The 13,519-nt window shown below is 71.9% G+C and carries 11 protein-coding genes; 7 read left to right on the forward strand and 4 right to left on the reverse strand.

Annotated elements, in window-relative coordinates; genetic code table 11:
* Nucleotides 1-28: 28 nt before the first annotated feature.
* Complete coding sequence (gene aroH, locus ACFO60_RS19310) at nt 29-388, forward strand: chorismate mutase (protein WP_380841865.1); 360 nt, start codon at nt 29-31, stop codon at nt 386-388.
* 27 nt (nt 389-415) lie between these two features.
* Here aroH and ACFO60_RS19315 read toward each other — a convergent pair whose 3' ends face one another.
* Nucleotides 416-1,522: a prephenate dehydrogenase gene (locus tag ACFO60_RS19315; protein WP_380841866.1), complete on the reverse strand. Its 1,107-nt coding sequence runs from the start codon at nt 1,520-1,522 to the stop codon at nt 416-418.
* A gap of 268 nt (nt 1,523-1,790) precedes the next feature.
* Between ACFO60_RS19315 and ACFO60_RS19320 the strand changes: the two genes are divergently transcribed.
* From ACFO60_RS19320 to ACFO60_RS19330, 3 genes are all read left to right on the forward strand, one after another.
* A complete protein-coding gene (locus ACFO60_RS19320) occupies nt 1,791-2,741 on the forward strand; it encodes a DMT family transporter (RefSeq protein WP_380841868.1) in 951 nt (316 codons plus the stop codon).
* A gap of 67 nt (nt 2,742-2,808) precedes the next feature.
* Nucleotides 2,809-3,831: a glycoside hydrolase family 10 protein gene (locus ACFO60_RS19325; protein ID WP_380841869.1), complete on the forward strand. Its 1,023-nt coding sequence runs from the start codon at nt 2,809-2,811 to the stop codon at nt 3,829-3,831.
* A 245-nt stretch (nt 3,832-4,076) separates the two neighbouring features.
* The gene (locus ACFO60_RS19330) at nt 4,077-4,685 is read left to right on the forward strand and encodes a flavin reductase family protein (RefSeq protein WP_380841870.1); all 609 of its coding nucleotides are present in this window, start codon (nt 4,077-4,079) and stop codon (nt 4,683-4,685) included.
* An 18-nt stretch (nt 4,686-4,703) separates the two neighbouring features.
* Here ACFO60_RS19330 and ACFO60_RS19335 read toward each other — a convergent pair whose 3' ends face one another.
* On the reverse strand, nt 4,704-5,543 hold the full coding sequence (locus ACFO60_RS19335; protein ID WP_380841872.1) for a class I SAM-dependent methyltransferase: 840 nt from the start codon (nt 5,541-5,543) through the stop codon (nt 4,704-4,706).
* Between the two features lie 147 nt (nt 5,544-5,690).
* Here ACFO60_RS19335 and ACFO60_RS19340 point away from each other — a divergent pair, with 147 nt between their 5' ends.
* The 3 genes from ACFO60_RS19340 to der all read left to right on the forward strand — a co-directional run bounded on the left by ACFO60_RS19340 (nt 5,691) and on the right by der (nt 8,652).
* A complete protein-coding gene (locus ACFO60_RS19340; RefSeq protein ID WP_380841873.1) occupies nt 5,691-6,368 on the forward strand; it encodes a winged helix-turn-helix transcriptional regulator in 678 nt (225 codons plus the stop codon).
* Nucleotides 6,369-6,503: 135 nt separating this feature from the next.
* Complete coding sequence (cmk, locus tag ACFO60_RS19345; protein WP_380841996.1) at nt 6,504-7,139, forward strand: (d)CMP kinase; 636 nt, start codon at nt 6,504-6,506, stop codon at nt 7,137-7,139.
* 61 nt (nt 7,140-7,200) lie between these two features.
* The gene (gene der, locus ACFO60_RS19350) at nt 7,201-8,652 is read left to right on the forward strand and encodes a ribosome biogenesis GTPase Der (protein ID WP_380841874.1); all 1,452 of its coding nucleotides are present in this window, start codon (nt 7,201-7,203) and stop codon (nt 8,650-8,652) included.
* A gap of 20 nt (nt 8,653-8,672) precedes the next feature.
* Here der and ACFO60_RS19355 read toward each other — a convergent pair whose 3' ends face one another.
* Both ACFO60_RS19355 and ACFO60_RS19360 read right to left on the reverse strand, forming a co-directional pair.
* Nucleotides 8,673-10,418, reverse strand: a complete 1,746-nt coding sequence (locus tag ACFO60_RS19355) for an MFS transporter (protein ID WP_380841876.1) — start codon at nt 10,416-10,418, stop codon at nt 8,673-8,675.
* 278 nt (nt 10,419-10,696) lie between these two features.
* The gene (locus tag ACFO60_RS19360) at nt 10,697-13,441 is read right to left on the reverse strand and encodes a helix-turn-helix transcriptional regulator (RefSeq protein ID WP_380841877.1); all 2,745 of its coding nucleotides are present in this window, start codon (nt 13,439-13,441) and stop codon (nt 10,697-10,699) included.
* Between the last annotated feature and the right edge of the window lie 78 nt (nt 13,442-13,519).

Here is a 13,519-nt window from a genome sequence, read left to right on the forward strand (position 1 = left end):
CCGGGCGGCTGTGCGAGAAGGGGATGTCATGGTGCGGGCCATCCGGGGCGCCGTTCAGATCGATTCCAACGATCGGGAGGCGATCCTCGCCGGCGTGACCGAGCTGGTCAGCGAGGTCATGGAGCGCAACAGGCTGACCACCGACGAGGTGATCAGCGTGATCTTCACGGCGACCCCCGACCTCACCGCCGAGTTCCCCGCGCTCGCCGCCCGCAAGCTCGGCTTCCATGACGTGCCGCTCATCTGTGCCAGCGAGATCGACGTACCCGGGGCGCTGCCCCGGGTCGTCCGGCTGATGGCCCATGTGGCCACCGACCGGCCCCGCCAGGAGATCCAGCACGTCTACCTGCGCGGCGCGGCCGCGCTGAGGGTCGACATCGCCCAATAGGGGCCGGCGGCGGGCCGGCCCCGGGTCTCAGCGGTCGGACGGCGGCGTGTGGACCATCCAGCCGCGTTTGGCGAGCCCTTCCGAGAGCGACGCCAGCGAGTCGGGGTGGACCGACAGGTGCGCGACGGCCACGGGAAGCCCAGGCGAGTGGTCGAGTGAGACGTCCTCGATGTTGACGTTGCTCTCTTGCGCGGCGGAGAACAGCCGGGCGAGCGCGCCGGGCTCGTCGGGGATCACCACGGGGAGGACGACGTAGTCGGTGGCCGGGCCGCCGTGCTTGCCGGGGATGAGCTCGCGGCCCGCGCGCCCGCGTTCGAGCAGGTCGCGGACGACGTCCGCGGAGGGGTCGTCCCCGGCGCTGACCTTGCGAAGCGCCTGGGCGAGGGTGTGGAGGTCGTCGATGACGGCGTCGAACACGCTCGCGAGCGGCTCGGCGTTCTGGACGAGGATCTCGGTCCACATCGCCGGGCTGCCGCCCGCCAGGCGGCTGACGTCGCGGACGCCTTGGCCGGAGAGATCGAGCGAGTGGGACCCCGCGCCCAGCAGGCGCGCCGACATGGCCGCCGAGATGGCGTGCGGAAGATGGGAGACCAGGGCCACCGCCTGGTCGTGATCGTGCGCGTCCATGACGATCGGGCGACCGCCGCAGCGGCGTGCCAGTTCATCGACCACCGCGAGGCTGTGCGGCGTGGAGTCGGGCGTCGGGCACAACGCCCACGGGCGTCCGAGGAACAGGTCGGCCTGGGCCGCGGCCGGCCCGGTGCGTTCTCTGCCGCCCATCGGGTGGCCGGGCACGAAGGTCGTCATGTCACAGCCGAGGGCGGCGGCCCGCCTGACCAGGTGCGTCTTGACGCTCGCGGTGTCGGTGTAGACCTCGGCGACCCCTTCGTCCTGCGCCGACTTCAGGGTCGCGGGCGCCACCGCCGGAGGAACCGCGATGATCGCGACGTCGGCGGGACCCGTGTGCTCACTGCTCGCCAGGGGGATTCCCGCTCCCAGGGCGACGGCGAGACGTAGTGAGGCGTCGTCGCGATCGTGGAGGCACACCTCGACGCCCTCGTGTCGCAACGCCAGCGCGATCGAGGTGCCGATGAGTCCGGTGCCGATCACGACGACCCGGTCCAGCCTGGTCACCGCGCCCCTCCCCAAGATAGGAAATGCTTACTTCAGCGTAGTGCCGCACGGCCTCACGATGGGATGGACCCACGCTTTTGTGCGCCCGCCGCGCGTTCTCTTCTTGAGCGGCCCGGGGAGGAGATCAGGGGGAGGCGTACGCCGGGAGGCGCCGTGCCGGCCGATCGGCGGGTCACCTGCGAGTTCCGCCCGATCGGCGGGTCATTTGCGAGTTCCGCTCGCGACGATTCGACGAGCGCGGAAGCGTCCCGGTCATAGGGTCGCCCTCATGTCAACCGATACGACCGTCAGCGGCGGTGAAGGCACCGGTCGCGGAGCGCTTGTGGCCGCGGCCGTCACCGTGCTGCTGTGGGCCTCGGCCTTCGTGGCCATCCGCAGCGCCGTGCACGACTACTCTCCCGGCGCGCTCGCCCTCGGCCGCCTGCTGGCCGGGTCGCTGACGCTCGGCGTCATCATGCTGGCACGCCGCGAGGGCCTGCCGCCGCGCGCGGCGTGGCCCGGCATCGTGATCTCCGGCGTGCTGTGGTTCGGCGTCTACATGGTCGCCCTCAACTGGGGGGAGCAGGAGGTCGACGCGGGCACGGCGGCGATGGTCATCAACCTCGGCCCGCTGCTGATCGCCCTGCTCGCCGGCTGGATACTCAAAGAGGGCTTCCCGGGGCGCCTGCTCCTCGGCATGGCCGTGTCGTTCACCGGGGCGGCCATCGTGGGCGTCTCCACCTCGGAGAGCGCCGGGTCCTCGGTCCTCGGCGTCGTGCTGTGCGTCGTCGCGGCCGCGTCGTGGGCCGCCGCGACGCTCGCGCAGAAACCCGCCCTGCGGCACGCCTCGGCGTTGCAGGTGACGACGTTCGGCTGCGCGATCGGCGCGGTGGCGTGCCTGCCGTTCGCGGGTCAGCTGGTGTCGCAGGCCGCCGTGGCACCCCTGCCCGCCACCCTGAACCTGCTGTACCTCGGCGTCTTCCCCACCGCGCTGGCCTTCACCACCTGGGCGTACGCGCTGGCCCGCACCACCGCGGGGGCGATGGGCGCCACCACCTACATCGTGCCCGCCCTGGTGGTGCTGATGGCCTGGGCCGCGCTCGGCGAGGTCCCCGGCCCGCTCACCTTCGCCGGCGGGGCGCTGTGCCTCCTCGGCGTCGCCGTCTCCCGCCTGCGGGGCGGCGCCCGCCGGAAACTTTCAGAGACGACTTCGCCACTTTCTGATCGTCAGGCGTCGTGATTGACGGAGACGGAGGCGAAAACCTAGCGTCACGGCACCGGGGACAATCGGCGACCGAGGAGCACCCATGCGAGGGAGAACGGTTGCGCTGATCACTGCGGCGGCCATGACGGCGGGGCTCTTCGCCGCCGGGCCGGCCGGGGCGGGCACATCGCTCGCCGCCCTCGCCGCGCAGGGGGGAAGGCACTTCGGGGCGGGCGTCGACGTGGGGCAGCTGAACGACGTGCCCTACACCACGATCCTGAACCGCGAGTTCAACGCCGTCACGCCGACCGACGCGATGAAGTGGGACGCGACCGAGCCGAACCGCAACCAGTTCTACTTCGTCCGCGGCGACCGGATCGTGGCGCACGCGCGACAGCAGAACATGATCGTCCGAGGGCACGCCCTTGTCTGGCACAGCCAGGCTCCCGCCTGGGTCCAGAGCCTCAACCCGGCGATGTTGCGAGACGCCCTGAACAACCATGTCACCGGCGTCGCCGCCCACTACCGGGGCGCGGTCTACGCCTGGAACGTGGTCAACGAGCCGCTCGACGCCGGCGGCGGGTACCGCAACTCGTTCTTCTACCAGCGGCTCGGCGCCTCCTACATCTCCGACTCCTTCCGGGCGGCGCGCGCCGCCGACCCGGGCGCGAAGCTGTACCTCAGTGAATACGGCGCCGAGGGCGTCAACGCCAAGAGCGACGGCCTGTACGGCCTGGTGCGCGGCCTGCTGGCGGACGGCGTGCCGATCGACGGCGTGGCGTTCCAGGGGCACATGGTCATCGGCCAGGTGCCGCCCGACGTCCGGCAGAACCTCCAGCGCTTCGCCGACCTCGGCCTCGACGTCGCGATCACCGAGTTGGACGTCCGGATGCCGCTGCCGAGGACGGCGGCTCAGGACGCCCAGCAGGCGGCCGATTACGCGACCATGACCCGCGCCTGCCTTGCCGTGGTCCGCTGCGAGAGCCTGACCCTGTGGACCTTCTCCGACAAGTACTCGATCATCCCCTGGACCTTCCCCGGGCAGGGGGCAGCGACCCCCTGGGACGCCACCATGCGCCCCAAACCGGCCTACACCGCCCTCTACACCACGTTGGCCTCCGGCTAAGGGAAGCCACCGGGCCGGCTGACCGGGCAGGCTCGGTGTCTGACGCGCCGCGGACGGGGCCCTGGTGCGTGACCCGGGGTGACCCGGTCCGCGAGCCGGGTGCCGGGAATCGTCGGTCGCGTGCGCAACGGCCCGCCGGAGCCCGCGGCCCCGGCTGCGGGCTCCGCTCACCGGCCGCGGAGCAGAACTCGCTCGCCCCGTGCGGCGGTTGGTGCGCAGCGTGCATGTTATGAATACTGAGCGTCATGCGCGTCGACTTCGATCCCGAGGCCATGGGCGGGCCCGCCTTCTACAGGTTCCTGACCTCCGTCGTGGTCCCTCGCCCGATCGCGTGGATCTCCACGGTCACGCCGGACGGATCCATCGAGAACCTCGCCCCGCACTCCTTCTTCAGCATCGCCAGCACCGATCCGCCGATCGTGCAGTTCACCTCGATCGGCCGCAAGGACACCCTGCGCAACGTCGAGGACACCGGGGAGTTCGTCGTCAACTTCTCCGCGGAACCACTGCTGGACCTGATCAACGCGACCGCCACCGACTTCCCCCGGACCGTCAGCGAATTCGACTTCGCGGGAATCGAGCGCGAGGCCAGCCTGCGCGTGAGGCCGCCCAGAGTGGCCGCCTCGCCCGTCGTCCTGGAGTGCCGCTCGCACACCACTCTGCGCATGGGCAATTCCACCCTCGTCTTCGGGCGGGTGTTCCTCGCCGCGGTGGAGGAGGTCTACCTCGTCGACGACCGGCCCAGCCCCGAGCGCCTGCGCCCGCTCACCAAACTCGGCGGCGACCAGTGGGGCACCCTGGGCGAGATCCTGCACCTCAGCCGCATCCCCTACGAGGAGCCGCAGCCCGCATAGCCCGGAACGATCTTGCCGTCAGTCGCGCTTGCGTGCCGTGAGCAGGAGGTACTCCCACTCCATCACCGCCTTCTCCTCACCTTGGAGATGGCCGCGGGCCAGTTCGGTGAGAGCGTGGTCGAGCTCGGCGACCCGGCCGGGGTCCCCGGCCAGCGCCCGGTAGACGGCGACGGTCGGGCCGTAGTTGGCCTTGAAGTAGTCGACGAACGCGCCCGGGTGGGCGAACCGGTCGATCGTGACCGTCCGCCGGCGCGCGACGACATCGGTGACCGCGTCCCCGAGCAGCGCGCGGACGTGACCCTCGCTGCCCCACAGGGGAGGAGGTTGCGCGCCGGGCGGAGGCGGGGGCGCGAACGGCTTCATCGTCGCGAACATCTGACCGATGAACCCCTCCGGCGTCCAGTTGAGCAGGCCGATCGTGCCGCCCGGGCGGCAGACCCGGACGATCTCGCCGGCGCCGGCCTGATGGTGGGGGGCGAACATGACCCCGACGCACGACATGACCGTGTCGAACTCGCCGTCGGCGTACGGCAGCGCCTCGGCGTCGGCCTCCCGCCACTCGATCACCGCGCCGCGCCGCGCCGCCGCCGCCCGTCCGACCTCCAGCAGCTCCGGGGTCAGGTCGCCGGCCACCACGCTCGCCCCGGCCAGCGCCGCGGGGATGGCGGCGTTCCCCGACCCGGCGGCCACGTCCAGCACCCGGTCCCCGCGTCCCACCCCGCAGGCCTCGACCAGGATGGCGCCCAGATCGGGGATGATCTCGGCGGCGACCGCGGGATAGTCGCCCAGCGCCCACATGGCGCGATGCCTGGCCTTCAAGGCGCGATCGGCCTCTAGCGGGTCGCTCTGTGCGGTCATGGACTGCCCCCTCCTCGTGATCTGCGAACTGGGATCGACGCTAAGGAAGGACGGATTCGCTATCTAGTACACGATCTGTACCGGCGTCCGGCCGAGATCGGGTCGGCCGTCACCGGCGTTCCTGGCGGCTGAATCTAGACTGCGGGCATGGGCTCCTCGTATCACCAGTTCTGCCCGGTCGCCAAGGCCGTCGAACTGCTCGACGAACGCTGGACGCTGCTCGTCATCCGGGAACTGGTGTGCGGCACCGAGCGCTTCAACGAGCTGCGCCGCGGTCTGCCGCGCATGTCCCCCACGCTGCTGTCCCGGCGGCTGCACCGGCTCACGCAGGCCGGCATCGTCGAGAGGCACGTCAACGACAACGACGTGCGATACGTCCTGACCCAGGCCGGCCACGAGCTGCGACCGGTGGTGGAGGCGCTCGCCGCGTGGGGCGTCCGCTGGATCGGAGAGTTGGGCGACGAAGACCTGGACCCGAAGCTGCTGATGTGGGACATGCACCGCAACGTCGACCAGAGCGCCGTTCCGGACGGGCGGACGGTCATCGAGTTCCGGTTCCCGGATGTGCCGCCCGGCAGCCGCCGCTGGTGGCTCGTGGTCACGCGTGAGGAGGTCGACGTCTGCGACACAGACCCCGGCCACGCCGTGACCGTGACGGTGACCGCCGGTGTGCGCAGCATGGTCGAGGTCTGGCGCGGCAACCTGAGCTGGGCGGAGGCGCTGCGCGCCCACGCGGTCGAGGTGCAGGGTCCCGAAGCGCTGCGCCGTTCGGTGCCCCGGTGGTTCACCCTCCCCGAATGGGCCTCGGTGCCCCGGCCCGCCTAGCACGCGGGTCTGCCCTGTCGCGGGGCGGGTGATATGTCTCCGTCGGGTCCATGGAGACCGCGGGACCCGGTAGTCTCGTCAAGTTGGGTGGGGTGAAATGTGAAAGGCGTGGGCGTGAGCGGTCTGGTCGTCGCCATGGACGGCCCTTCGGGGTCGGGCAAGTCGAGTGCGTCGCGCGGAGTGGCGCGCGCGCTCGGGCTGCGCTATCTCGACACCGGGGCGATGTACCGCGCGATCACCTGGTGGATGCTCGAGCACGGCGTCGACGTGGCCGACCCGGCCGCGGTCGCCGGGCGTGCCGCCGAGCCACGGCTCGCCATCGCCTCCGACCCCGACGCCCCCGGCATCACGGTCGACGGCCGTGACGTCTCCGCCGAGATCCGCACCCACGAGGTCACCTCGGCGGTCTCCGCGGTCAGCGCCGTCCCCGGCGTGCGCGCCCGGCTGGTCGACGAGCAGCGAGCCGTCATCGGCGAGGGCGACATCGTGGTCGAGGGCCGCGACATCGGCACGGTGGTGGCCCCGGGAGCACCGGTCAAGATCTACCTCACCGCGAGCCCGGAGGCCCGCGCCCGGCGCCGCAACGCCGAGCTGACCGGCACCACGGTGGAGGCCCAGCGGGCCGAGATGGCCCGGCGTGACACCCTTGACTCGACGCGTAAGGCCGACCCGCTGGTGATGGCGGCCGACGCGGTCGAGGTGGACACCACGGAGCTCAACCTCGACGAGGTCATCTCCGAGGTCCTCAGACTTGTGAAAGAGCGCACCTGACCCGGTGACGCCATGGGACGGGGCGCTGACGCGCCGGTCCCGCAGGGCCGCCGAGGGAAAGATGGGCCACGATGGAAACGGACGTGACGTGACGGGGGAGTACGACGACGAGGGCGGCTGGATCGATGCCCACCTCGCGGAATTCGAGGAGGACGGCGCAGCCGCCGAGGCCGAGCCGGACACCGGCCCGCTGCCGGTGGTCGCCGTCGTCGGTCGCCCGAACGTGGGCAAGTCCACGCTGGTCAACCGCATCATCGGCCGCCGCGAGGCGGTCGTGGAGGACGTGCCCGGCGTGACCCGCGACCGGGTGACCTACGAGGGCACCTGGCGTGGCCGCCGCTTCACCCTGGTCGACACCGGCGGGTGGGATCCCGACGCCACCGGCATGGCGCTGCGCATCGCCGAGCAGGCGCAGGTCGCGGTCGAGCTGGCCGACGTGATCCTGTTCGTGGTGGACGCCACGGTCGGGGTGACCGACGCCGACGAGGCCGTCGCCTCGGTGCTGCGGCGCTCGGGCAAGCCGATCGTGCTGGCCGCCAACAAGGCGGACGACCAGCGCATGGAGCTGGAGGCCACCACGCTGTGGTCGCTCGGCCTCGGCGAGCCGCAACCGGTGTCGGCCCTGCACGGCCGTTCCAGCGGCGACCTGCTCGACATCCTGCTGGAGGTCATGCCCGAGGCCCCGCCGCAGCGGTTCGGCATCGAGCGCGGCCCTCGCAGGGTGGCGCTGGTCGGCAAGCCCAACGTCGGCAAGTCCTCGCTGCTCAACAAGCTGGCCGGGGAAGAGCGGGTGCTCGTCGACCCGATGGCCGGCACCACCCGCGACCCGGTCGACGAGCTGGTCGAGCTGGGCGGCAAGACGTGGCGTTTCGTCGACACCGCCGGCATCCGGCGTCGCGAGCGTGAGCTGCAGGGCGCCGACTTCTACGCCGGCATGCGCACGAAAGCCGCGCTCGAGCGGTCCGAGATCGCCGTGGTGCTCATCGACGCCTCCGAAATCCTCACCGAGCAGGATCTGCGCATCATCAGCATGGTGACCGAGTCGGGCCGCTGCATGGTGGTCGCGTTCAACAAGTGGGACCTGGTCGACGAAGATCGCCGCTACTACCTCGAAAGAGAGATCGACCGCCAGCTCGTCCGCGTTCCGTGGGCGCTGAGGGTCAACATCTCCGCCAAGACCGGGCGGCACGTCGAGCGGCTCGTCCCGGCGATCGAGCGGGCCCTTGAGTCCTGGAGCACCCGCGTGCCGACGGCCCGGCTCAACACCTTCCTGTCGGAGCTGGTGGCGGCGACCCCGCCGCCGGTGCGCAGCGGCAAGCAGCCCAAGATCCTGTTCGCCACGCAGGCGTCGATCGAACCGCCGAAGTTCGTGCTGTTCACCTCGGGCTTCCTGGAGGAGACCTACCGCCGCTTCATCGAGCGCCGCCTCCGCGAGGAGTTCGGCTTCGCGGGCTCGCCGGTGGAGGTCAACATGCGCATCCGCGAGAAGCGCGGCGCCGCCAAGAAGAAGTGACCACCTTCCCCCGGCAGGGCTCACGCGCCCCCGCCGGGGGGCGGCTCCCCTGGGGCGGGGGACGGCTCTTCCGGCGTGAGTGAGGCCCGGCCGGGGAGGGCCAGGGCCACCAGGGCCGCGGTGGCGCACAGGACGGCGGTCAGCAGGAAGATCTCGGTGTACTCGGTGTGCAGCGCCTGGCCGACCTTGGCGGTGTACTCGGCCAGCCGCCGGGCGTACTCCGTGCGCTCGACGCCGAACGGCAGCGGCGTGTCCAGGTCGGCGGTCAGCGACTGGAAGCGGTGGAACCCCCAGGCCGACAGGGCGGCGACGCCGAGCAGCATGCCCATCATGCGGGTCACCACGACCGCCGCCGAGGCGACCCCGTGGCGGCCCGCCGGGGTGGCGCGCAGCACGGCGGAGGAGACCGGCGCGATCACCGCCCCGAGTCCCAGGCCCGCCACGGCGAGGTCGACGTCCACGCGCGGCAGGCCGAACGGGTAGTGCGCGGACGCAAGCGCGAGCGGCCAGCGGGAGATCAGGAAGTAACCGGCGGCGGCGACCACGAGCCCGGCCACGGCGACCGGCCGGTCGCCGAATCGCCGGGCCAGCACGCCTCCGGCGAGCGCGGCGAGCGCGAGCGCGCCGAGGAACCGCGACAGCACCAGAGCGCCGCCGACGGCGTCCTCGCCGAGCAGCGTCTGGGCGGCCAGCTGCACGTCCACCAGGGTGACCAGCAGCGCGGCGCCGGTGAGGAAGCTCACCGCGAGCGTGGCCCAGAACGGGGCCCGGCGCACGCCGGTCATGTCGAGCATGCGCACCGGCGAGCGCAGTTCCCAGACGACGAAGGCGACGACGGCGACCGCCCCGGCCCCGATGAGCGGCGGGCCCCACGGCGGCAGCACCGCCCTGTCGGGCTCGGGGTTGTACAACCCGGTCACGAGCAGGCCCAGAGCCAGGGCCAGCAGCAGCCCGCCCACCACGTCGACGCGCGGCCGGGGGCCGTCCCCGGGCGCGAGGGGCCGTCCGGCCGTCCGCCGCGGGGCGCCGGCCCGGTGCGCGGGGGGCGGCACGGTGCGGTGGACGGCCACGGCCGCGATCAGGGCGAGCGGGATGTTCACCCAGAAGATGCCGCGCCACCCCACCAGCGCGGCCATCCCGGCGCCGTACAGCGGGCCGAGGACGCTGCCCAGCTCTTGGGCGGCCCCCACGGCGCCGAGGGCGAGCGGGCGCGAGTGCTCGTCCCACAGGTCGCCGATGAGCGCCATCGTGATCGGCAGCAGCGCGCCGCCCGCGATGCCCTGGAGCGTGCGGCCGGCCGTGAGCAGAGGGACCGACGCGGCGAGCGCCGTGACCGCGGAGCCCGCCGCGAACCCGGCCAGGCAGGTGTGGATCAGCGGGCGGCGCCCGTACCGGTCGGACAGCTGCCCGAGCAGCGGCATGGCGGCGACGTAGCCGAGCAGGAAGCCGGTGACGATCGGCGTGGCCCGTTCGAGGTGGTTGACGGGCACGGCGACGTCGCGGGCGATGTCGATCAGGACGGTCACCACGACGTAGGCGTCGAGCGCGGCCAGCAGGACGACCGTCCCGCCGACCCCCAACGCCACCCGCCGGGCGGCCCGGCCCGAAGCGGGGGCATGGTCGCGGGGCGGGTCGCCCCCCGGAGGAGGAGGCATCGTCGTGGTCGTCGAGCCTTCAGCGGGTTTCGGACGTGAGCGGGTGTGGTCGCGCATTCCGCGGATGCCCCGGGAGCGCCTCATCGCCCGCGGCGGATCGTCATCAGCCATGTCCGGACCGTATGTCCCCTCCTGGCGTCACGGATGTGGAGCGGCGGAGCCGCATCGCCGTCCCGCGGACGCAGGCAAGCCGACGCCGACGCCGAAGACGCGAGCGCCCCCGCGCCGAAGATCATCGGCGTGCCGGCGACATGTTCCGGTGCGCGGGGCGGCAGGCCCGATCACCCTACACGACATGGTCCGTGCCAAGTGGATCATGTGGATCTCGGCCGTGGACGGCTTCCCGGACGACGGCCGGGCGAGCGCGGCCCTCGCTCGCCGGGGTGCCGTCATTCGGCCAGACTGGGAAAGCGCCCGGCCAGTTCGGTACGGCTGTGCACCCCGAGCTTGCGGAAGACGTTGCCGAGGTGGAACTCCACGGTCTTGGTGGAGATGAACAGCGACGACGCCACCTGCTGGTTGGTCACGCCGGTGCTCACCGCACGCGCCACCTGATACTCCTGGGGAGTGAGGACCTCCAGGCGAGACAGGGGTGTCTCCTCCCTGAGAGATTCCCCGGTGGCCGCGAGCTCGGCACGCGCTCGCCGTGACCACGGCCTGCACCCGTACTCGTCGAATATCCGCAGGGCGGCGTGCAAGCAGTGCCGGGCACGTTTGCGTTGTCCTGTGCGACGGAGCCGCTCGCCGAAATACAGGTTCGTCCTCGCTGTCTCGAACGCGCACCTCACCTGGTCGTGCAGGCGCAGTGCCGTCTCGAAGCATGTCTCCATCTCGGCGTCCCCGGCCATGAGACCCCGCAGCCGCCAGGCGATGGCCGCGGTGAGCGGTAGCCCGGTGAGCGCGCACCGCTCGTCGTTCTCCGCCAGCGTGTCGGGGGGCAGCACGCGTCCGGCCCTGACCAGCGCCTCCAACTGGTCGGGATGACTTTCGGCGATCCGGCCCGTGTCCCCCCGAGGCTGGGCGTACGGCGAGGCGAAGGCGTTGACTGCCGCGTCCAGGTGACCAAGGCCGAGCTCCAGCAGGCCGAGCGCCTCGACGGCGTCCCGCGGGAAGTCCGCGTCGGCGGGTATCAGCGCCAGCGCCTCGGCGACGTGACGGCGGCAGGACGCCTCCTCACCCAGAACGGCCTCGGTGTACGCCAGCGCGCTGAGCGCCAGGTACAGCGAGAAGTCCGCCATCGTGAGACGTGCCAGCTCGACGGCCTCGGTGGCCATCGCGTGCGCGTCGCGTAACCGGCCGCACCGGGCCTCGATGTAGGTCATCACGTAGAGCGCGAAGGGAAGCCAGCTCACCGTGCCCTCCCGCCGCATGCGCTCGATGAGGGCTCCGATGATCGGGCGGGCCTGCTCGTGCTCTCCGATCCACATCATGCCGAGGCCGGTCAGGACGACGTACTCGTCGGCGGGCCGCTCGGATGTGCGACCGAGGGCGATGGCCGAGGCTTCTGCGAGTTTCAGCGCTCCCTCGGACAGCTGCCCGATGTGCAGCATGCCCAGTCCGGTGATCACCTTGGTGACCAGGCCGACCGAGCCGCCGGAGTCCCCCAGCACCTCGGCTTCGTGGGCGGTCTCGAAAGCGGTCACGACGTCTCCGGCGAGCAGGGCGCTCATGGCGGCGTCCACGTACAGCGCCGCGGCCCTGGACCGGTCGATCTCCCGTACCTGCCCCGCGGTCCTCTGCAGCAGCAGATACGCCCTGGTCGCGTGGCCGCTGAAGAACTCGATGCGGCTGCGCACCGCGACGATGTCGGCGTCGAGGATCGGGTCGGTGCTCAACGCCGCCGACCTGTCGAGCAGTTCTCGCGCTTTGGCGTACTGCCCGGCGAAGTGCGCCGCCGCTCCCGCCGAGTGCAGCCTGCGGGCTCGGTCGCGGTCGATCCGGCTCAGCCGCGCGGCGCGTTCGAAGGCCGTGGCCGCTATGGCGTGCCCCCCTCGGGCCACCGCCCGGCCACCGAGTTGGTCAAGCGCCTCGGCGACCCGCTCGTCGGTGCCGACCGTCGCTTCCGCCAGATGCCAGGTGCGGCGGTCGGCGTACTGAGGATCGGTGAGAGCGGCGGCCAGCAGTCGGTGGACGGCGCGGTGCCTGCCGGGCGCGAAGGAGGCCATGGTCGCCGAGCGGACCAGCGGATGGCTGAGTACGAACCGGTCACCGTCGATCCGTACCAGACCGCTCGCCTCCAGCCCGTCGAGTGCCTCCGTCGGCACGCCGAGGATCTCGGCCGCGTTGAGCACCGGGTCGATGTCGCCGCCCGTGGCCAGGGACATCAGCAGCAGCAAGGTCCGTTCCTGCTCGTCGAGGTTGGCGACCCGCGTCGCGAACAGCGCGGTGGCGGTGTTCCTGGCCGGAGTGAAGTCCGGAGAGGTCTGGTGACCGCGGAGCTGGCCGGCCGTCATGCCGTCCAGGACCTCGCGGATCGCCATGGGGTTTCCTCCGGTGCTCGCCACCAGTCGCTCGACCAGGCGGGGGTCGGGCGCGATCCGCGTCAGGCCCGTGATGAGCTGGGCCGCGGCCCGCTCGTCGAATGGAGCGAGACTCATGACCGGCAGCCGGGCGGTGCCCAGCATGCCTCCGTTGCTCTCGCGCGTGGCCGCCAGAAGCGCGATGCCTTCGGACACCAGCCGCCGCGCGGCGAAGACGATCGCTTCGGCCGAGGAGTCGTCCAGCCAGTGGAGATCGTCGATCGTCACCAGGAGCGGCCCCTCCTCGGCCATGACGCTGAACAGGTTCAGCATGGCCACGCAGATGGCGAAGCGGTCGGGGGAGACGGCCGGGCCGAGTGCCAGGGCCGCCCGCATGGCGGTCGCCTGGCTCGTGGGCAGGCGGTCCAGCAGATCCGTCGCGGGCAGGACAAGCTGGGAGATACCTGCGAAGGGAATGTGACGTTCCGTCTCGACTCCCGCGATGGAGACCACGCGCAGGCCGTCGGCGTGCGCACGAGCGAAGTCCAGCAGGACCGTCTTGCCCATGCCCGCTTCACCGCACAACACCAGGACGCCGCTCCGGCCGCCTTTCGCCGTGTCGAGCAGGCGGCCGAGCGCGTCGATCTCCGAAGTCCGGCCGCAGATCGTGCTCATCACGGTGGCCTCCATCACCCGGCTCGCGGCCCGCCGGGATCGGGTCGCGTGACCAGAGTAGGAACTCGCGCTGTCCGG

The organism is Sphaerisporangium dianthi (assembly GCF_042654065.1).
Lineage (GTDB): Bacteria > Actinomycetota > Actinomycetes > Streptosporangiales > Streptosporangiaceae > Sphaerisporangium > Sphaerisporangium dianthi.